Raw genomic sequence first — 17,902 nt, forward strand, 5'->3', positions numbered from 1 at the left:
GTTGGAATTGTGGTTGGCGTGGGTTATTCGCTGAAGGGAATGCTCTCGACCACCTCCAGGTCATACCCGGTCAACCCCGCATATTTGAGCGGCGGCCCCAGATGCCGCAGCTTGCCCACCCCCAGGTTCTGCAGAATCTGCGCCCCGGTACCGACCTCGGAATAAATCCGCGATTGCGAGCGACTGAACTGCCGTGGCGGCTGGGTCAACTGCGGTACGCGCTCCAGCAACGCCTGCGACGATTCATGATTGGCCAACACCACGACCACGCCATGACCTTGCGCCGCGACCCGTTGCAGCGCCGCCCACAACGTCCAGTTGCTCGGCCCGCTGTACTCGGCGCCGACCAGATCACGCAGCGGATCAATCACATGCACGCGCACCAGCGTCGGCTCCTCGCGACGCAAATCACCCATGACCATCGCCATGTGCACGCCGCCCTCGATGCGGTCTTCAAAGGTGATCAGGCGGAAGGTGCCGTGCACCGTCGGCAGCTCGCGTTCGCCGATGCGTTCGATGGTGTGCTCGGTGCTCAGACGGTAGTGGATCAGGTCGGCGATGGTGCCGATCTTGATCCCGTGCTTGCGCGCGAAGACTTCCAGATCCGGACGCCGGGCCATGGTGCCGTCGTCGTTCATCACCTCGACGATCACCGAGGCGGGCGTGAACCCGGCCAGACGCGCCAGATCACAACCAGCCTCGGTGTGACCAGCGCGTGTCAGCACGCCACCTTCCTTGGCGCGCAGCGGGAAGATATGGCCGGGCTGCACCAGGTCTTCTGCGCGAGCGTTCGGCGCCACGGCGGCGGCAACGGTGCAAGCGCGGTCGGCAGCAGAAATGCCCGTAGTGACGCCGACCGCCGCTTCGATGGAAACCGTGAACGCGGTGCTGAACACGCTGCCATTGCTCGGCACCATCTGCTCCAGCCCCAGACGCTGGCAATGATCGTCAGTCAACGTCAGGCAGATCAGCCCCCGAGCCTCACGGGCCATGAAACTGATCGCCTCGGGCGTGCAACGATCGGCAGCCAGCAGCAGATCGCCTTCGTTTTCCCGGTCTTCGTCATCGACCAGCAACACCATTTTGCCGAGGCGATAATCTTCGATGATTTCTTCGATGCTGTTGAAGGCCATGCTGGACTCTCGATAGGGATGAAATTCGTGGTATACCATAATACAAATTCAACCAAGAGGTCACTATGAAGGCGTACTGGATTGCTCACGTGGACATCACCGATCCCGATCACTACAGCCAATACACCCAGCGCGCGCCGGCAGCGTTCGCCGAGTTCGGCGCGAAGTTTTTAGCCAGAGGCGGGCGCAGCGAAGCGCTGGAGGGCAGGGCTACTCCTCAGCGCAGCGTGGTGATTGAATTCGAGAGCTACGAGCAGGCACTGGCGTGCTACCACTCGGCGGCGTATCAGGAGGCGAAACGTTATCGCGAGGAGTGGGCGAGGGCAGAAATCATCATCGTAGAAGGCATCGCCCCACTTTAAGCAATACCCCACCCTGTAGGAGTGAGCCTGCTCGCGACAGCGGTGTGTCAGTCAGCAGTTCTTTACCTGATACACCGCTATCGCGAGCAGGCTCACTCCTGCAAAAAGCGAACTGCCGTCAGCGGATGAAGTGGATCTTGCCGCTGTCATCATTACCCATATAGATCCCATAAACACCGGCCTGACGCTCCTCGATGTAACGCTCGAGAATCTGCCGGATCGCCGGGTAGTAGATCTGCTCCCAGGGGATGTCTTCGGGGGCGAAGAATTTGTAGTCGAGGGTTTCCGGGCCGTACTGCCCGGTGATCTCCAGCGCGATCGCGCGGAAGATGATGTACACCTCGCTGATCTTCGGCACGCTGAAAATCGAGTACGGCGAGACGATTTCCGCACGCACGCCGCTTTCTTCCCAGACTTCGCGCAGCGCCGCCTGTTCGGTGGTCTCGCCGCTTTCCATGAAGCCGGCCGGCAGTGTCCAGGTGCCCGGGCGCGGTGGGATTGCCCGTTGGCACAAAAGGTATTTGCCGTCCTGCTCGATGATGCAGCCGGCGATGATCTTCGGATTGACGTAGTGGATGTAGCCGCAGCCGCGGCACATCAGGCGCTCGTGCGTATCGCCCGGCGGGACTTGCTGACCGAGGTCAGGGCCGCCGCATTTCGGGCAAAAGCTCGGGCTGAACATGTCAGTGACCTATGCGCGGTTCTTTCAGCGCGATCGGCAGGGTGATGTTCGGCGTGGCGCCGGTCTCTTCCTGTTTGCGCTTGAGGTAGTCGAGGGCCACGGCGGCGGCCGCGCGTACGTGATCGACGCAGGCCTGATGCGCCGCCAGTGCATCACCGCTCTTGATCGCCTCGACCATTTTTTCCATTTCCTGATTACTCGCGCCGCGACGGTTTTCCTGGGACACCGAAGTCGCCCGCAGGTAGCTGATGCGTGCCTGCAACTGGCGCAGCTGCGTGGCCGCAACATGGTTGCCCGAACCCTCGAGCAGCACGTCGTAGAAGCCCTGCACCGAGTCGATCACCTGTTGCAGTTCGCCGTCCTTGAGCGCCTTGCGGTTCTCGTCGAGGGCTTTTTCCAGGGCCTTGATGTCCTTGGCCTTGGCACGCAGGGTGAACAGCTGGACGATCAGGCCTTCGAGCACGCAGCGCAGCTCATAAATGTCGACTGCATCGGCGAGGGTGATGATCGCCACCCGTGGGCCTTTGGCATCGGCGAACTCGACCAGACCCTCGGACTCCAGGTGACGCAAGGCCTCGCGCACCGATGTGCGGCTGACACCGAGGCGATCGCACAGATCGCGCTCCACCAGACGATCGCCGGGCATGAGCTGGAAATTCATGATCGCGCTACGCAGTTTGTCCAGCACGATTTCGCGCAGGGTAACGGGGTTGCGATTGACCTTGAAGCTGTCGTCGAGTGGCTGGCGTTTCATGGGGTCCGCTCTTTAAGTTGGCTGTCCATGCCAGACGGGCATCTAAACAGCCGAGGGGTTAACTGGAGGCCTCGGCGTCGGCTTCGGCGAAGGCTTCACGGGCGAGCCGGAAACTGTCCACGGCTGCCGGGACGCCGCAATAAATACCGACCTGAAGCAGAATTTCGCGTATTTGCTCACGACTCAGGCCGTTACGCAAGGCGCCGCGCACATGCAGCTTGAGTTCGTGCGGGCGGTTGAGCGCCGAGATCATCGCCAGGTTGATCATGCTGCGCTCCTTGAGCGACAAACCCTCACGCCCCCAGACATGGCCCCAGCAGTATTCGGTGACCATTTCCTGCAGCGGGCGAGTGAAGTCATCGGCGCTCTCAATCGAGCGCTGCACATAGGCTTCGCCCAGCACCTGAGTGCGGATCTTCAGGCCTTTTTCGTACTTTTCGTTACTCATCATTCCTCCTCACACACATTGCCCTGTAGGAGCTGCCGAAGGCTGCGATCTTTTGATCTTGCTCTTGAAAATCAAAGTCAAAAGATCGCAGCCTTCGGCAACTCCTACAGGGATTGTGTTTATCCATCAGGCCAGGGTCGGCAACGGCCCGAGCTTGCCCTTGTGGTAAATCATCGGCGTCACCGGTTGTTCGGGCAGGATCAGGTGCTTCACCGCGCCGACGATGATCGCGTGATCACCACCGTCGTACTCGCGCCACAACTCGCACTCGATGATCGCCGTGGCCTTGGCGAGGATCGGGTTACCCAGTTCGCTCAAATGCCATTCGATGTGCCTGGCCTTGTCCTTGCCTTTACCGGCAAAGGCGTAGGCCTCGGCGGTCTGGTCGGCGGACAGCAAATGGATCGCGAATTTCTTGCTGTCGCGCAGCACCGGGTAGGTGTCGGAAGCGTAGTTGGGGCAGAACAGCACCAGGGCCGGATCAATCGACAGCGCGCTGAAGGCACTGGCGGTGATGCCGACGATGGCGCCCTCCGGGTCGAGGGTGGTGACCACCGTGACTCCGGACGGAAACGAGCTCATGACGTCTTTGTAAATGCCGGGTTCGATCATGTCGCAGTGCTCCTAGCGCATCACAAACGGATCAGGCATCGGTGCCTGAGAGAGATTGATCCACACCGTTTTCAGTTCGGTGTAGGCCAGCACCGAATCGATGCCGCTTTCGCGTCCATAGCCACTGTTCTTGAAGCCGCCGATCGGCGCCATGGCCGACACTGCGCGGTAGGTGTTGACCCAGATGATTCCCGAACGCACGTCCCGCGCCAGGCGATGGGCGCGGCCCAGATCGCGGGTCCAGATGCCGGCGGCGAGGCCGAACTGCGAGTCGTTGGCGATCGCCAGCGCCTCGGCTTCATCTTTGAAGCGAATCACCGAAGCCACCGGGCCGAAGACTTCTTCCTGCATGATCTTCATCGAGTTGCGGTCACACTCGAACAGCGTCGGCTCGTAGAACCAGCCGTCACCAAGATCCGTCGGACGCTTGCCGCCGGTGCGCAGCCGCGCGCCTTCGGCGATGGCATCGGCGACCAGGCCTTCAACCACCGCCAGTTGCTGCGCGGTGGCCATCGGGCCCATTTCGCTGTGGTCTTCCTGCGGGTTGCCGATGCGGATGCGCTGGGCGCGTTCGACCAGTCGGTTGACGAACTCGTCGTAGATTTCGTCCTGCACCAGCAGGCGTGAGCCGGACACGCAGCTCTGGCCCGAGGCCGCGTAGATCCCGGCGATGGCGCCGTTGATCGCGCTGTCCAGATCGGCGTCGGCGAAGATGATGTTCGGCGATTTGCCGCCCAGTTCCAGTGACAGCTTGGCGAAGTTCTCGGCGCTGCTGCGCACCACATGCCGCGCCGTGGCCGCGCCGCCGGTGAAGGCAATCTTGCGGATCAGCGGATGGCGGGTGAGGGCGGCACCGGTGCTCGGGCCGTAACCGGTGACAACGTTGACCACGCCCGGCGGGATCCCGGCTTCGAGGGCCAGTCGCGCCAGCTCAAGGATGGTCGCCGAAGCATGTTCGGACGGCTTGATCACGATGGTGTTGCCGGCGGCGAGGGCCGGCGCCAGTTTGATCGCGGTCAGGTACAGCGGGCTGTTCCACGGAATGATCGCGGCGACCACACCCATCGCTTCGTGCACGGTGTAGGCAAACAGGTCGGGTTTGTCCAGCGGCAGGGTGCCGCCTTCGAGCTTGTCGGCGAGGCCTGCGGTGTAGTGGAAGAACTCCGGCAGATAGCCGACCTGACCACGGGTTTCGCGGATCAGTTTGCCGTTGTCGCGGCTTTCCAGCTGCGCCAGTTGTTCCTTGTTTTCTGCGATCAGGTCGCCAAGACGCCGCAGCAGTTTGCCGCGAGCGGTGGCGGTGAGACCGCGCCAGGCCGGGCTGTCGAAGGCGGATTGTGCCGCCTGCACGGCGCGTTCGACGTCGGCTTCATCGGCATCAGGCAGCTCGGCCCAGGCCTGGGCGCTGGCCGGGTTGAGGCTTTCGAAAGTCTTGCCGGAGAGGGCGTCGACCCATTCTCCGCCGATGCACATCTGGAAGCGTGCGAGTGTCATGCAACGATCCCCTTTATATGGTTTTGTCGGGAGTGTGCGTAGTCGAGAAATTCCAGCAGCGTCTGGTTGACCAGGCGCGGCGACTCTACTGGCATCATATGCCGTTGCTCGGGCAGCACCGCAACCTTCGCACCGGGGATGCGCCGGGCCAGTTGCTCGGCCATTTCCGGGGTGGAACCGGGGTCGAGTTCACCGGTGGCGATCAGCGTCGGCGCCAGGATGCTGCCGAGGTCGTCGGCGCGGTACATGTCCTGAGTGGCGAACAGTTCGTAAGTGGTCAGGTAACCCTGCGGATCGTTGCCGGCCAGGGTCTGACGAATGGCCGCGATCTGCGCCGGGTTGGCCGCCTGATATTCACGGCTGAACCAGCGCGACAGCGCCGCTTCGGCGTTGGCATCCGGCCCGTGTTCGGCGGCCTGCGCGGTACGGGCGATAACCCCGGCGCGCTGTTCTTCACTGCGATTGAACACGCTGTTAAGCACCACCAGGCTTTGCAGGCGCTCCGGGTAGTGCAGAGCAAACGCCCGCGCCACCAAACCGCCCATGGAAAAACCGATCACCGCAGCCTGAGGCAGATTCAGGTGATCGAGCAACTCCAGCAACTGATCGGCATAACCGAGCAGGCCGATGCCGCTGGCCGGACGCGGGCTGGCGCCGTGGCCGAGCATGTCGTAGGCGATCACCCGGTATTGGGCAGACAGGCCAACGATCTGGCCGCCCCACATTTCTTTGTTCAGGCCCACGCCGTGGATCAAGACCACGGGCTGGCCTTGGCCGGTCGCCAGGTAACTGGTGCCAGCCGGGGTGAGTTCAGCGGTGAGCCGAATCATGGAGCGCTCCTGCAATGCCTTTTTATTGTGATTACTGGGCTTTTTCGGCGGCCAGTTCTTCCAGATCGATGTAGCGGTTGCCGATGCGCGGGTGCAGGCGACCACCGTCTGCGCACCCGAGCACCACGACGATTTCGTCGGCACGCGGCGCGTCTTCGATCTGCATTTCCAGAGTGATGTAGTGCGAACGCAGGCCTTCGTCGTCCTTGTGCATCATCGGGATCTGGATCGACGTGCCCGGGCCGCCGCGCTTGTTGGTGAAGCTCAGGTAGCTCTTGGCCTTGACCGCTTCGCGGTAGTGGTTGCCGAAGCGCAGGGTGTGGATCACCGCCGAGGCGTGTTCGATCTCGCCGTCGGCGCCGACCACTGCCGCTTTGCCGTATGCCTCGATCTTCTCGGCGCCGCCGATGATGCCCACCAGACGCTCGACCATCATTGCGCCGAGGTCGGAGCAATTGGCGCGGATCTGCGGTTTCAGATCCTCGACGAAGCCGTTGCCGACCCACGGGTTCTTCATCACCACGGCCAGCCCGACCATGGTCACTGGCTGGTCCGTGGCCTTGCCGCCTTCGATGAAGGTTTCTTCGACATAGCTGACGATCTTGCGAATTTCGAAACTCATGAGCTGCTCCGTAGGGAATTAAGAGTGTCTGTGCGTCTGATGGTATACCATAATACCGATCGTGCAAGTCCCCCACGCAAGATTTGCCGGATCCATCCGGCGAATGGCAGTGCATTCACCTGCCATCCTCATCAATCCGCCACGACGCGATATCGATGTAGGCGCTGCGGCACGCTGCGATCTTTTGATCTTGTTTTTAAAGACCCGGATCAAAAGATTGCAGCGTGCCGCAGCGCCTGCAGGGGTTTGTGTCGGGGGCATTTGGTTAACAAAAGATAACGTGGCGCCGATTGTCAGACGTTTCCAAAGCCCGATAGGATGAGCCAGCTTCCCAAGGCGCTCTGGACTGCGGGTTTCACGGCTATGCTTGTGACCTGTCAGTCACCATGAGCACCCTTGCGGCGCCCTAAGGCCCAATGGCCTAACAATAATAAATAGGGGAAGGTCTATGAGTCGTTGCCGCCCGCCGGCGTTTCGCAACACCGCGTTGCTGGCCACAGCCCTCACACTGCTGGGCTGTGCTGCCTTGTCGGCACCCGTGCTGGCCGCCGAAGCGCCCGCCGACGGGGTGTATTCCACCGAATCGGCCAAAGCCGCCAAAAGCCTGATACTCGATGTCGTCCACGCCGGCACCCGGTTGGTGGCGGTGGGTGATCGCGGGCACATTCTCTATTCTGACGACCAGGGCAAAACCTGGACCCAGGCCAAGGTGCCGACCCGGCAACTGCTGACGGCGGTGTACTTCGTCGATGACAAGCACGGCTGGGCGGTCGGCCACGACGCGCAGATCCTCGCCAGCGAAGACGGCGGCCTGACCTGGAATAAACAGTTCGAAGACCTCAAGCGCGAAGCGCCGCTGCTCGACGTCTGGTTCCAGGACGTCAATCACGGCATCGCGGTCGGCGCTTACGGTGCGCTGCTGGAAACCACCGATGGCGGCAAGAACTGGCAAGACGTCAGCGACCGCCTCGACAACCAGGACCAGTTCCACCTCAACGCCATCGCGGCGGTCAAGGACGCCGGGCTGTTCATCGTCGGCGAGCAGGGCAGCATGTTCCGCTCCCCCGACTGGGGCCAGACCTGGGAAAAACTCCAGGGCCCCTATCAGGGCTCGCTGTTCGGCGTGATCGGCACCGCGCAAGCGCAAACCCTGTTGGCCTACGGCCTGCGCGGCAACCTCTACCGCTCCAGCGACTTCGGCAGCACCTGGCAGCAGGTCGAACTCAAAGCCGCACGCGGTGCGCTGGAATTCGGCCTGTCCGGCGCCACGCTGCTCGCCGACGGCTCGATCGTGATCGTCGGCAACGGAGGCTCGGTGATCAGCAGCAGCGACAACGGCGAAACCTTCAGCGTCTTCAACCGCCCGGACCGCATCTCGCTGTCCTCGGTGACGGCGGCCGGCGACGGCAATCTGATTCTGACCGGGCAGGGCGGCGTGCACACCACGCAGCCCAACGGCGCCGAGATCAATAATAAGAAGGCGGGGCTATGACTTCCTTGAGCACTCATCATCAGGACAAGGCGACGTTCCTCGAACGTCTGATTTTCAACAACCGCCCGGCCGTGATCCTGATCTGCCTGGTGGTCAGCGTTTTCCTGTTCTGGCAGGCCACGTTGATCCGGCCGTCCACCAGTTTCGAAAAAATGATCCCGCTCAAGCATCCGTTCATCGAGAAGATGATGGAGCACCGCAACGATCTGGCGAACCTGGGCAACACCGTGCGCATTTCGGTGGAAGCCAAGGACGGCGACATCTTCTCCAAGGAGTACATGGAGACCCTGCGGCAGATCAACGACGAGGTGTTCTACATCTCCGGCGTCGACCGTTCCGGCCTCAAGTCGCTGTGGAGCCCGAGCGTACGCTGGACTGAGGTAACCGAAGAGGGCTTTGCCGGCGGTGAAGTGATTCCGCAAAGCTACGACGGCTCGCCGGACAGCCTCGACATGCTGCGCAACAACGTCCTCAAGTCAGGGCAGGTCGGGCGTCTGGTGGCCAACGACTTCAAGTCGAGCATCGTCGACATTCCGCTGCTGGAGTCCTACCCGGACCCGCAGGACCAGGGCAAGTTGCTCGCCCTGGACTATCGGAAGTTCTCCCATGAGCTCGAAGACAAGATCCGCAACAAGTTCGAAGCACAGAACCCCAACGTCAAGATCCACATCGTCGGCTTCGCCAAGAAGGTCGGTGACCTGATCGACGGGTTGGTGATGGTGGTGATGTTCTTCGGCATCGCTTTCGTCATCACCCTGATTCTGCTGCTGTGGTTCACCAACTGCCTGCGCAGCACCGTCGCGGTGTTGAGCACCACGCTGGTGGCGGTGGTCTGGCAGCTCGGACTGATGCACTTCTTCGGTTTCGGGCTGGATCCGTATTCGATGCTGGTGCCGTTCCTGATCTTCGCCATCGGCATTTCCCACGGCGTGCAGAAGATCAACGGTATCGCCCTGCAATCGAGTGAAGCGGACAACGCTCTGACCGCGGCGCGGCGCACCTTCCGGCAACTGTTCCTGCCGGGGATGATCGCGATTCTCGCCGACGCCGTCGGCTTCATCACCCTGTTGATCATCGACATCGGGGTAATCCGCGAACTGGCGATCGGCGCGTCCATCGGGGTGGCGGTGATCGTGTTCACCAACCTGATCCTGCTCCCGGTGGCGATTTCCTATGTCGGCATCAGCAAGCGCGCGATTGCCAGGAGCAAGAAGGACGCGAACCGCGAACATCCGTTCTGGCGCTTCCTGTCGAACTTCGCCAGCCCGAAAGTCGCACCGATCTCCATCGCCCTGGCGCTGATCGCCTTCGGCGGCGGTCTCTGGTACAGCCAGAATCTGAAAATCGGCGACCTTGACCAGGGTGCGCCGGAGCTGCGTCCGGACTCGCGCTACAACAAGGACAACAACTTCATCATCAATAACTATTCCACCAGTTCCGACGTGCTGGTGGTGATGGTCAAGACCGCCACCGAAGGTTGCTCGCGCTACGAAGCCATGGCGCCGATCGACGAGCTGATGTGGAAGATGCAGAACACCGAGGGCGTGCAGTCGGCGATCTCGCTGGTGACTGTGTCCAAGCAGATGATCAAGGGCATGAACGAGGGCAACCTGAAATGGGAAACCCTGTCGCGCAACCCGGACGTGCTGAACAACTCGATCGCCCGTGCCGACGGTCTGTACAACAACAGCTGTTCGTTGGCGCCGGTGTTGATCTTCCTCAACGACCACAAGGCCGAAACCCTCGACCGTGCGGTACACGCGGTACAGGAATTCGCCAAGGCCAACAACAAGGACGGCCTGGAGTTCATCCTCGCCGCCGGTAACGCCGGCATCGAAGCGGCCACCAACGAGGTGATCAAACAGGCCGAGCTGACCATCCTGATCCTGGTGTACATCTGCGTCGCAGTGATGTGCATGATCACCTTCCGCTCATGGGCGGCGACCCTGTGCATCGTCCTGCCGCTGGTGCTGACCTCGGTGCTGGGCAACGCGCTGATGGCGTTCATGGGCATCGGCGTCAAAGTCGCGACCCTGCCGGTGGTGGCGTTGGGCGTGGGGATTGGCGTGGACTACGGGATCTACATCTACAGCCGTCTGGAGAGTTTCCTGCGCGCGGGTCTGCCGTTGCAGGAAGCTTATTACCAGACCCTGAAATCCACCGGTAAAGCGGTGCTGTTCACCGGTCTGTGCCTGGCGATTGGCGTGTGCACCTGGATCTTCTCGGCGATCAAGTTCCAGGCCGACATGGGCCTGATGCTGACCTTCATGTTGTTGTGGAACATGTTCGGTGCGCTGTGGCTGCTGCCAGCGCTGGCTAAATTCCTGATCAAACCGGAGAAACTGGCGGGGCAGAAGGGCAACTCGCTGTTTGCCCACTGATCCGGATGCCTGAAACAACAAAGCCGCAACCTTAGGGTTGCGGCTTTGTTGTAGGGCAAGATCAAAAGATCGCAGCCTTCGGCAGCTCCTACATGAGGCCACATCAGTAATCTACGGGTGTATCCAATCCCTGTAGGAGCTGCCGAAGGCTGCGATCTTTTGACTTTGCTTCAAGAGAGCTCGGTACCAAGCACAACACTCAACGCACTACGCGCATCGTCCAGTTGCACCAGCGTCGCATGGCGGGCACCCAGAGCATCACGGTTCTCGATCGCCGTAAGAATTGCCTTGTGCCTCGGCAGCGCCAGTTCATGCAGGTTCGGTCGCTGGTTGGAATGCTTCAATGCCTCGGCAATCGCCACCGAGAGCATGTTGCACAGGTTGGCCAGCAGATCGTTGTGGGTCGCGTCAGCGATGCGGCTGTGGAAGTCCAGATCCGGTTGCAACAAGGCTTCCGGCGTCGGCGCTGCTTCCATACGTTGATAGGCCTCGCCGATGGCCGCGATGTCGGCCTCGGTCGCGTGCTGGGCGGCGAGGGCGGCAGCGGCCGGTTCGATGATGCTGCGCACACTGGTCAGCACATTGAAAAATTCATTCTGCGGGCTGCTTTGCATCAGCCAGTGCAGCACATCCGGATCGAGCATGTGCCATTCACGACGGGCCTTGACCACCGTGCCGACGCGCGGTCTGGAGTACACCAGCCCCTTGGCCACCAGCACCCGCGTGGCTTCGCGCAACACCGGCCGGCTCACCGCGTATTCCTCGCACAACAGCGCTTCGGCGGGCAGTTTGTCGTCGGGCAAAAAGCGTCCGGAGACGATCTGCATGCCCAGTTCCTGGACAATGCGCGAGTGCATGCTTTTACGGTCGGAGGGTTTGCGGTAATCCATGGGGAGCGGCGCGATCCTGAGCGATGGAGATGCCGCGCATCATAGCAGGCGTGCGGCGATCTTGAGGCCGATGCATAGCAAATGTAGGAGTGAGCCTGCTCGCGATGGCGGTGTGTCAGTCAGCATGTGTAACAACTGGCGGACCGCTATCGCGAGCAGGCTCACTCCTACAGTAGATCTGCGGGGTTAGTGGGAATGGCGCGGGACTTCCGCACCTCGGCAACCCACCAGGAAGTCGAAATCGCAGCCCTGATCCGCCTGCAGCACATGGTCGATGTACAGCTGACGATAGCCACCCACCAACAACTGCTGCGGCGGCTGCAGATCCGCCATGCGCGCTGCCAGTTCGGCATCCGGAATGTCCAGATGCAAACGCCCGCTGGCGCAATCCAGCTCGATCCAGTCGCCTTCCTGCACCACCGCCAACGGCCCGCCGGCCGCCGCTTCCGGGGCAACGTGCAAAACCACCGTACCGTACGCGGTGCCGCTCATCCGCGCATCGGAGATGCGCACCATATCCGTCACGCCTTGAGCCAGCAGCTTGGCCGGCAGGCCCATGTTGCCCACCTCGGCCATCCCCGGATAACCTTTCGGCCCGCAGTTCTTCATCACCAGGATCGAATCTTTATCGACCTCCAGTTCCGGATCATTGATCCGCGCCTTGTACATGTCGAAGTTCTCGAACACCACCGCACGTCCACGATGTTGCATCAGCTCAGGCGTAGCGGCGGACGGCTTGAGCACGGCACCGAGTGGCGCCAGATTACCGCGCAACACACAGATGCCACCGTCAGCGCGGATCGGATTGTCGAGGGTGCGGATCACTTCGTCCTCGCCGTAGATCGGTGCGTCCTTGGTGTTCTCGCCCAGTGATTTACCGTTGACGGTCAGCGCATCGGGATTGGGGATCAGATTGGCCTCGCCGAGACGGCGCAGCACCGCCGGCAAGCCACCGGCGTAGTAAAACTCTTCCATCAGGAAACGCCCGGACGGTTGCAGGTCGACGATGGTCGGCATGCCACGGCCGATGCGTGTCCAGTCGTCCAGATCCAGTTCGACGCCGATGCGTCCGGCGATGGCTTTCAGGTGAATCACCGCGTTGGTCGATCCGCCAATAGCCGCGTTGACCCGAATGGCGTTTTCAAAGGCTTCCTTGGTCAAAATCTTCGACAGACGAAGGTCTTCGCGCACCATCTCCACTGCACGCATGCCGGACATGTGCGCCAGCACGTAACGCCGCGCATCCACCGCCGGAATCGCCGCATTGTGCGGCAACGACGTGCCCAGTGCTTCGGCCATGCAGGCCATGGTCGATGCGGTGCCCATGGTGTTGCAGGTGCCTGCCGAGCGTGACATGCCGCCCTCGGCTGCAAGGAAATCATCGATGGTGATGGTGCCGGCCTTGACCTGTTCGCTGAGCTGCCAGACCACCGTGCCCGAGCCGATGTCCTTGCCCTTGTGTTTGCCGTTGAGCATCGGCCCGCCGGTAACGACGATCGCCGGCACATCGCAACTGGCGGCGCCCATCAGCAGCGCCGGGGTGGTCTTGTCGCAACCGGTCAGCAGCACCACGCCGTCAATCGGGTTGCCGCGAATCGCTTCTTCAACGTCCATGCTCGCCAGGTTGCGGGTGAGCATGGCGGTAGGGCGCAGGTTTGACTCGCCGTTGGAGAACACCGGGAATTCCACCGGAAAGCCACCGGCCTCGATCACCCCGCGTTTGACGTGCTCCGCGATCTGGCGGAAATGCGCGTTGCACGGGGTCAGTTCCGACCAGGTGTTGCAGATGCCTATGATCGGCTTGCCATGAAACTGGTGGTCGGCGATGCCCTGATTCTTCATCCAGCTGCGGTACATGAAGCCGTTTTTGTCGGCAGTGCCAAACCATTGGGCCGAGCGCAGGGTGGGTTTCTTCTCAGACATGATCGATTCTCTTATTGTAAGACTATTGTTTGCGAGTCACGGCTAAACATAAGCGCAAAATCGCCGCTTTGGAAGTGTTGTTGGGTAATTAGTATTACTATATAGTCGTTTTCGACGGAGGGATTGGCCCTGGCGGTGTTCCGCGAGAGGCGTCCCCCGAGGTTCTATAAAAACAACAATCGGAGACCGACCCCATGAGCCAGGAACTGCGGCTTGTTCGCCGCATCACGCTGAAACTGATTCCCTTCCTGATCCTGCTGTACCTGATCGCCTATGTGGATCGCTCCGCCGTCGGCTTCGCCAAGCTGCACATGGGCGCCGACATCGGCATCGGTGACGCGGCCTACGGTCTCGGTGCCGGGCTGTTTTTCATCGGCTACTTTCTTCTCGAAATCCCCAGCAACCTGATGCTTGAACGCTTCGGTGCGCGGCGCTGGTTCGCGCGAATCATGATCACCTGGGGCGCGATCACCATCGGCATGGCGTTCGTCCAGGGGCCGCACAGTTTCTACGTGATGCGCTTTCTGCTCGGCGCGGCGGAGGCGGGGTTCTTCCCCGGCGTTCTGTACTACATCACCCAATGGTTCCCGGTGCGCCATCGCGGCAAGATCCTTGGCCTGTTCATCCTCTCCCAACCGATCGCGATGATGATCACCGGCCCAGTGTCCGGTGGCTTGCTGGGCATGGATGGCATTCTCGGGCTGCACGGCTGGCAGTGGCTGTTCATCGTCATCGGCACCCCGGCGATCCTGCTGACCTGGCCGGTACTGCGCTGGCTGCCGGACGGCCCGCAGAACGTGAAGTGGATGGATCAGGCCGAGAAAGACTGGCTGACCGGCGAACTGAAAAAGGATTTGCAGGAATACGGCCAGACCCGTCACGGCAACCCGCTGCATGCACTCAAGGACAAACGCGTATTGCTGCTGGCGCTGTTCTACCTGCCGGTGACCCTGAGCATTTATGGCCTCGGCCTGTGGCTGCCGACGCTGATCAAACAGTTCGGCGGCAGCGATCTGGTGACCGGTTTTGTCTCGGCGGTGCCGTACATTTTTGGCATCGTCGGTCTGCTGATCGTGCCGCGCAGTTCCGACCGCATGAATGACCGCTACGGCCATCTGGCGGTGCTCTATGTGCTGGGCGCGATCGGTCTGTTCCTCAGTGCATGGCTGTCACTGCCGGTGGCGCAACTGGCGGCGCTGTGTCTGGTGGCGTTCGCGTTGTTTTCCTGCACGGCAGTGTTCTGGACCTTGCCCGGACGGTTCTTCGCTGGGGCGAGTGCGGCGGCGGGGATCGCGCTGATCAACTCGGTAGGGAACCTCGGCGGGTACATCGGGCCGTTCGTGATCGGGGCGTTGAAGGAGTACACCGGGAACCTGGCTTCGGGGCTGTATTTCCTCAGCGGGGTGATGGTGTTCGGTTTGATTCTGACAGGAATCGTCTATCGAGTGCTTGAGCGCAAACACGTGCTCCCGGTCGAGCAGTTCGCCGCCAGTGCACGCGGTGCCACTCGAACCTGACTGACTGACACCGACCCTTGTAGGAGTGAGCCTGCTCGCGATGAGGCCGGCACATTCAATATTTATGGTGATTGATACACCGCATTCGCGAGCAGGCTCACTCCTACAGGGGGCTGCGGTGTTCCGACTAAAACAGGAGAGGACATATGCATCTGGTTCAATTCGAATTGATTGACGGCAAGCGCCGCGTTGGCGTGGTCGACAACGGGCTGATCCGCGAAGTGCAGGACGCCCGCAGCGTACGCGATCTCGCGCTGGCCGCGATTGAGGCCGGCGGCACTCTGGAGCAGCAAGTACAAACCCACGGCCTGGGCATCAGTCATGACTATGCGCAGTTGCTCAAAGACCTGCGCATCCTGCCGCCGCTGGATCACCCGGATCCGGCACACCTGCTGGTCAGCGGTACCGGCCTGACGCACCTGGGCAGCGCTTCGGCGCGGGACAAGATGCATCAGCAGGCCGGCGACGAAGCACAAATGACCGACACCATGCGCATCTTCAAATGGGGCGTGGAGGGCGGCAAACCGGCGGCGGGGCAGGCGGGCGTGCAGCCGGAATGGTTCTACAAGGGCGACGGCAGCATCGTCGTGCGTCCGGGCGAAGCGTTCCCGTTGCCACCGTTTGCCGAAGACGCCGGCGAGGAACCGGAAATGGCCGGGCTCTACGTCATCGGCCACGACGGCAAACCGTATCGCCTCGGTTTCGCGGTGGGCAACGAGTTCTCCGATCACGTCATGGAACGCAAAAACTACCTGTACCTGGCCCACTCGAAACTGCGCAGTTGCAGTTACGGCCCGGAACTTCGCACGGGTGAATTGCCTCAACATCTGGCCGGCAGCAGTCGCATCCTGCGTAACGGCGAAGTGCTGTGGCAAAACGAATTCCTCAGCGGCGAAGCCAACATGTGCCATAGCCTCGCCAACCTTGAATACCACCATTTCAAATACCGCCAGTTCCTGCGTCCCGGCGACGTGCACATTCATTTTTTCGGCACCGCGACCCTGTCGTTCGCCGATGGCATTCGCACCCAACCGGGCGACCAGTTCGAGATCAGCCAGGCCGAATTCGGCGCACCGCTGGTCAACGGCATCGCCCCGGCGGCAGCGGCTTTTCAACCGGACAGCATCGGCACCCTTTAAGGAGCTCCCATGACTCAGATTCTCGGTCACAACTACATTGGCGGACAGCGCAGCGCAGCGGGCAACGTCAAACTGCAAAGCGTCGACGCAACCACCGGCAAACACCTGCCGTACGATTTCATTCAAGCGACTGCAGCCGAAGTCGATGCCGCCGCCAAAGCCGCCGCCGCAGCGTACCCGGCCTATCGCAGCCTCAGCGCCGAACGCCGCGCGCAATTTCTCGACGCGATTGCCGATGAACTGGATGCCTTGGGTGATGACTTTGTCGCGCAGGTCTGCCGCGAAACCGCGTTGCCTGCGGGGCGGATTCAGGGCGAGCGCGGGCGCACCAGCGGCCAGATGCGCCTGTTCGCCAAAGTCCTGCGGCGCGGTGACTTCTACGGTGCGCGAATCGATTTGCCGTTGCCGGATCGCCAGCCGCTGCCTCGCCCGGATCTGCGTCAATACCGCATCGGCCTCGGCCCGGTGGCGGTGTTCGGTGCGAGCAACTTTCCGCTGGCGTTCTCAACGGCCGGTGGTGATACCGCTGCGGCGCTGGCCGCCGGCTGCCCGGTGGTGTTCAAGGCGCACTCGGGTCACATGGCGACCGCTGAACTTGTCGCCGATGCACTGATTCGTGCCGCCGAAAAATCGGCGATGCCAGCCGGTGTGTTCAACATGATCTACGGCGCTGGCGTCGGTGAATGGCTGGTCAAGCACCCGGCGATTCAGGCCGTCGGCTTCACCGGTTCGCTCAAGGGCGGTCGAGCACTCTGCGACATGGCGGCGGCGCGGCCGCAACCGATCCCGGTGTTCGCCGAGATGTCGAGCATCAACCCGGTGATCGTTCTGCCTCAAGCCTTGGCCGAGCGCTCGGAAACCATCGCCCGCGACCTGACCGCTTCGGTGGTGCAGGGCTGCGGCCAGTTCTGCACCAATCCCGGGCTGGTCATCGGTATCCGCTCGCCGCAGTTCAGCGCCTTCGTCCAGCAACTCGCCGGGCTGATTGGCGACCAACCGGCGCAAACCATGCTCAACGCCGGCACCCTCGGCAGCTACGGTAAAGGCTTGCAGAAACTCTTGGTGCATTCCGGGATCGAGCATTTGGCGGGCCAGCCGCAGCAGGGTAATCAGGCGCAGCCGCAATTGTTCAAGGCCGATGTCAGTCTGTTGATCAACGGCGATGAAGTGCTGCAGGAGGAAGTGTTCGGCCCGACCACGGTGATCGTCGAAGTGGCGGACAAGGCCGAGTTGAGCGCAGCGCTGCAGGGGCTGCACGGCCAACTGACGGCGACGATTATCGGCGAGCAGGCCGACTTCGAACGCTTCCCGGAACTGACGCCGTTGCTCGAGCAAAAGGTCGGGCGGATCCTGCTCAACGGTTATCCGACCGGGGTCGAGGTGTGTGATTCGATGGTGCATGGCGGGCCGTATCCGGCGACATCCGATGCGCGCGGCACCTCGGTGGGAACGCTGGCGATCGATCGCTTCCTGCGTCCCGTATGTTTCCAGAACTACCCGGACAGTTTGTTGCCGGAGCCGCTGAAAAACGCCAACCCATTGCGTATCCAGCGCCTGGTCGACGGCAAGCCCTCACGCGACGCCCTCTGACACACAAACCCTGTAGGAGCTGCCGAAGGCTCG

Annotated in this window: 16 protein-coding genes; 6 read left to right on the forward strand and 10 right to left on the reverse strand. The window is 61.7% G+C overall.

Annotated features, from left to right (window positions below):
- Nucleotides 1-23 precede the first annotated feature (23 nt).
- The gene (ribBA, locus tag BW33_RS08800; protein WP_047598380.1) at nucleotides 24-1,133 is read right to left on the reverse strand and encodes a bifunctional 3,4-dihydroxy-2-butanone-4-phosphate synthase/GTP cyclohydrolase II; all 1,110 of its coding nucleotides are present in this window, start codon (nucleotides 1,131-1,133) and stop codon (nucleotides 24-26) included.
- A gap of 65 nt (nucleotides 1,134-1,198) precedes the next feature.
- On the opposite strand from ribBA, the gene BW33_RS08805 reads away from it, so the two are divergent.
- On the forward strand, nucleotides 1,199-1,495 hold the full coding sequence (locus BW33_RS08805; protein ID WP_047598381.1) for a DUF1330 domain-containing protein: 297 nt from the start codon (nucleotides 1,199-1,201) through the stop codon (nucleotides 1,493-1,495).
- Between the two features lie 118 nt (nucleotides 1,496-1,613).
- Here the strand turns inward: BW33_RS08805 and BW33_RS08810 are convergent, their stop codons facing one another.
- The 7 genes from BW33_RS08810 to BW33_RS08840 all read right to left on the reverse strand — a co-directional run bounded on the left by BW33_RS08810 (nucleotide 1,614) and on the right by BW33_RS08840 (nucleotide 6,937).
- Nucleotides 1,614-2,177 carry an NUDIX hydrolase gene (locus BW33_RS08810; RefSeq protein ID WP_041062549.1) on the reverse strand — a complete coding sequence of 188 codons (564 nt, stop codon included), beginning with the start codon at nucleotides 2,175-2,177 and terminating at the stop codon, nucleotides 1,614-1,616.
- A 1-nt stretch (nucleotide 2,178) separates the two neighbouring features.
- On the reverse strand, nucleotides 2,179-2,931 hold the full coding sequence (locus BW33_RS08815; protein WP_045122494.1) for a GntR family transcriptional regulator: 753 nt from the start codon (nucleotides 2,929-2,931) through the stop codon (nucleotides 2,179-2,181).
- Nucleotides 2,932-2,989: 58 nt separating this feature from the next.
- On the reverse strand, nucleotides 2,990-3,379 hold the full coding sequence (locus tag BW33_RS08820; protein ID WP_047598382.1) for a carboxymuconolactone decarboxylase family protein: 390 nt from the start codon (nucleotides 3,377-3,379) through the stop codon (nucleotides 2,990-2,992).
- A gap of 126 nt (nucleotides 3,380-3,505) precedes the next feature.
- Nucleotides 3,506-3,991 carry a flavin reductase family protein gene (locus BW33_RS08825; RefSeq protein ID WP_047598384.1) on the reverse strand — a complete coding sequence of 162 codons (486 nt, stop codon included), beginning with the start codon at nucleotides 3,989-3,991 and terminating at the stop codon, nucleotides 3,506-3,508.
- Between the two features lie 12 nt (nucleotides 3,992-4,003).
- Nucleotides 4,004-5,485, reverse strand: a complete 1,482-nt coding sequence (locus BW33_RS08830; protein WP_047598385.1) for an aldehyde dehydrogenase — start codon at nucleotides 5,483-5,485, stop codon at nucleotides 4,004-4,006.
- Nucleotides 5,482-6,315: an alpha/beta fold hydrolase gene (locus BW33_RS08835; RefSeq protein WP_047598386.1), complete on the reverse strand. Its 834-nt coding sequence runs from the start codon at nucleotides 6,313-6,315 to the stop codon at nucleotides 5,482-5,484. The genes BW33_RS08830 and BW33_RS08835 overlap by 4 nt, the downstream gene beginning before the upstream one ends.
- Before the next feature lie 31 nt (nucleotides 6,316-6,346).
- Nucleotides 6,347-6,937, reverse strand: coding sequence for an amino acid synthesis family protein (locus BW33_RS08840; protein WP_047598387.1), 591 nt, complete (start codon nucleotides 6,935-6,937; stop codon nucleotides 6,347-6,349).
- Nucleotides 6,938-7,385: 448 nt separating this feature from the next.
- Here BW33_RS08840 and BW33_RS08845 point away from each other — a divergent pair, with 448 nt between their 5' ends.
- Both BW33_RS08845 and BW33_RS08850 read left to right on the forward strand, forming a co-directional pair.
- Complete coding sequence (locus BW33_RS08845; protein WP_047598388.1) at nucleotides 7,386-8,429, forward strand: WD40/YVTN/BNR-like repeat-containing protein; 1,044 nt, start codon at nucleotides 7,386-7,388, stop codon at nucleotides 8,427-8,429.
- On the forward strand, nucleotides 8,426-10,810 hold the full coding sequence (locus tag BW33_RS08850) for an efflux RND transporter permease subunit (protein ID WP_047598390.1): 2,385 nt from the start codon (nucleotides 8,426-8,428) through the stop codon (nucleotides 10,808-10,810). Before BW33_RS08845 ends, BW33_RS08850 begins: the two co-directional genes overlap by 4 nt.
- Nucleotides 10,811-10,980: 170 nt before the next feature.
- On the opposite strand, the gene BW33_RS08855 is transcribed toward BW33_RS08850, so the two are convergent.
- A complete protein-coding gene (locus BW33_RS08855; RefSeq protein WP_047598391.1) occupies nucleotides 10,981-11,700 on the reverse strand; it encodes a FadR/GntR family transcriptional regulator in 720 nt (239 codons plus the stop codon).
- Nucleotides 11,701-11,886: 186 nt separating this feature from the next.
- The gene (locus BW33_RS08860; RefSeq protein ID WP_047598394.1) at nucleotides 11,887-13,623 is read right to left on the reverse strand and encodes an IlvD/Edd family dehydratase; all 1,737 of its coding nucleotides are present in this window, start codon (nucleotides 13,621-13,623) and stop codon (nucleotides 11,887-11,889) included.
- Between the two features lie 194 nt (nucleotides 13,624-13,817).
- Here BW33_RS08860 and BW33_RS08865 point away from each other — a divergent pair, with 194 nt between their 5' ends.
- From BW33_RS08865 to BW33_RS08875, 3 genes are all read left to right on the forward strand, one after another.
- A complete protein-coding gene (locus tag BW33_RS08865; RefSeq protein WP_047598395.1) occupies nucleotides 13,818-15,140 on the forward strand; it encodes an MFS transporter in 1,323 nt (440 codons plus the stop codon).
- 146 nt (nucleotides 15,141-15,286) lie between these two features.
- Nucleotides 15,287-16,279, forward strand: coding sequence for an AraD1 family protein (araD1, locus tag BW33_RS08870; protein WP_047598397.1), 993 nt, complete (start codon nucleotides 15,287-15,289; stop codon nucleotides 16,277-16,279).
- 9 nt (nucleotides 16,280-16,288) lie between these two features.
- Nucleotides 16,289-17,869: an aldehyde dehydrogenase (NADP(+)) gene (locus tag BW33_RS08875; RefSeq protein ID WP_047598399.1), complete on the forward strand. Its 1,581-nt coding sequence runs from the start codon at nucleotides 16,289-16,291 to the stop codon at nucleotides 17,867-17,869.
- Nucleotides 17,870-17,902 lie beyond the last annotated feature (33 nt).

The sequence above is a fragment of the Pseudomonas sp. RIT288 genome, assembly GCF_000631985.1.
Lineage (GTDB): Bacteria > Pseudomonadota > Gammaproteobacteria > Pseudomonadales > Pseudomonadaceae > Aquipseudomonas.

Bases quoted from the DNA above. Each gene is read 5' to 3' on its own strand.
- ribBA (WP_047598380.1), bottom strand. From the start codon at position 1,133: ATGGCCTTCAACAGCATCGAAGAAATCATCGAAGATTATCGCCTCGGC.
- BW33_RS08805 (WP_047598381.1), top strand. From the start codon at position 1,199: ATGAAGGCGTACTGGATTGCTCACGTGGACATCACCGATCCCGATCAC.
- BW33_RS08810 (WP_041062549.1), bottom strand. From the start codon at position 2,177: ATGTTCAGCCCGAGCTTTTGCCCGAAATGCGGCGGCCCTGACCTCGGT.
- BW33_RS08815 (WP_045122494.1), bottom strand. From the start codon at position 2,931: ATGAAACGCCAGCCACTCGACGACAGCTTCAAGGTCAATCGCAACCCC.
- BW33_RS08820 (WP_047598382.1), bottom strand. From the start codon at position 3,379: ATGAGTAACGAAAAGTACGAAAAAGGCCTGAAGATCCGCACTCAGGTG.
- BW33_RS08825 (WP_047598384.1), bottom strand. From the start codon at position 3,991: ATGATCGAACCCGGCATTTACAAAGACGTCATGAGCTCGTTTCCGTCC.
- BW33_RS08830 (WP_047598385.1), bottom strand. From the start codon at position 5,485: ATGACACTCGCACGCTTCCAGATGTGCATCGGCGGAGAATGGGTCGAC.
- BW33_RS08835 (WP_047598386.1), bottom strand. From the start codon at position 6,315: ATGATTCGGCTCACCGCTGAACTCACCCCGGCTGGCACCAGTTACCTG.
- BW33_RS08840 (WP_047598387.1), bottom strand. From the start codon at position 6,937: ATGAGTTTCGAAATTCGCAAGATCGTCAGCTATGTCGAAGAAACCTTC.
- BW33_RS08845 (WP_047598388.1), top strand. From the start codon at position 7,386: ATGAGTCGTTGCCGCCCGCCGGCGTTTCGCAACACCGCGTTGCTGGCC.
- BW33_RS08850 (WP_047598390.1), top strand. From the start codon at position 8,426: ATGACTTCCTTGAGCACTCATCATCAGGACAAGGCGACGTTCCTCGAA.
- BW33_RS08855 (WP_047598391.1), bottom strand. From the start codon at position 11,700: ATGGATTACCGCAAACCCTCCGACCGTAAAAGCATGCACTCGCGCATT.
- BW33_RS08860 (WP_047598394.1), bottom strand. From the start codon at position 13,623: ATGTCTGAGAAGAAACCCACCCTGCGCTCGGCCCAATGGTTTGGCACT.
- BW33_RS08865 (WP_047598395.1), top strand. From the start codon at position 13,818: ATGAGCCAGGAACTGCGGCTTGTTCGCCGCATCACGCTGAAACTGATT.
- araD1 (WP_047598397.1), top strand. From the start codon at position 15,287: ATGCATCTGGTTCAATTCGAATTGATTGACGGCAAGCGCCGCGTTGGC.
- BW33_RS08875 (WP_047598399.1), top strand. From the start codon at position 16,289: ATGACTCAGATTCTCGGTCACAACTACATTGGCGGACAGCGCAGCGCA.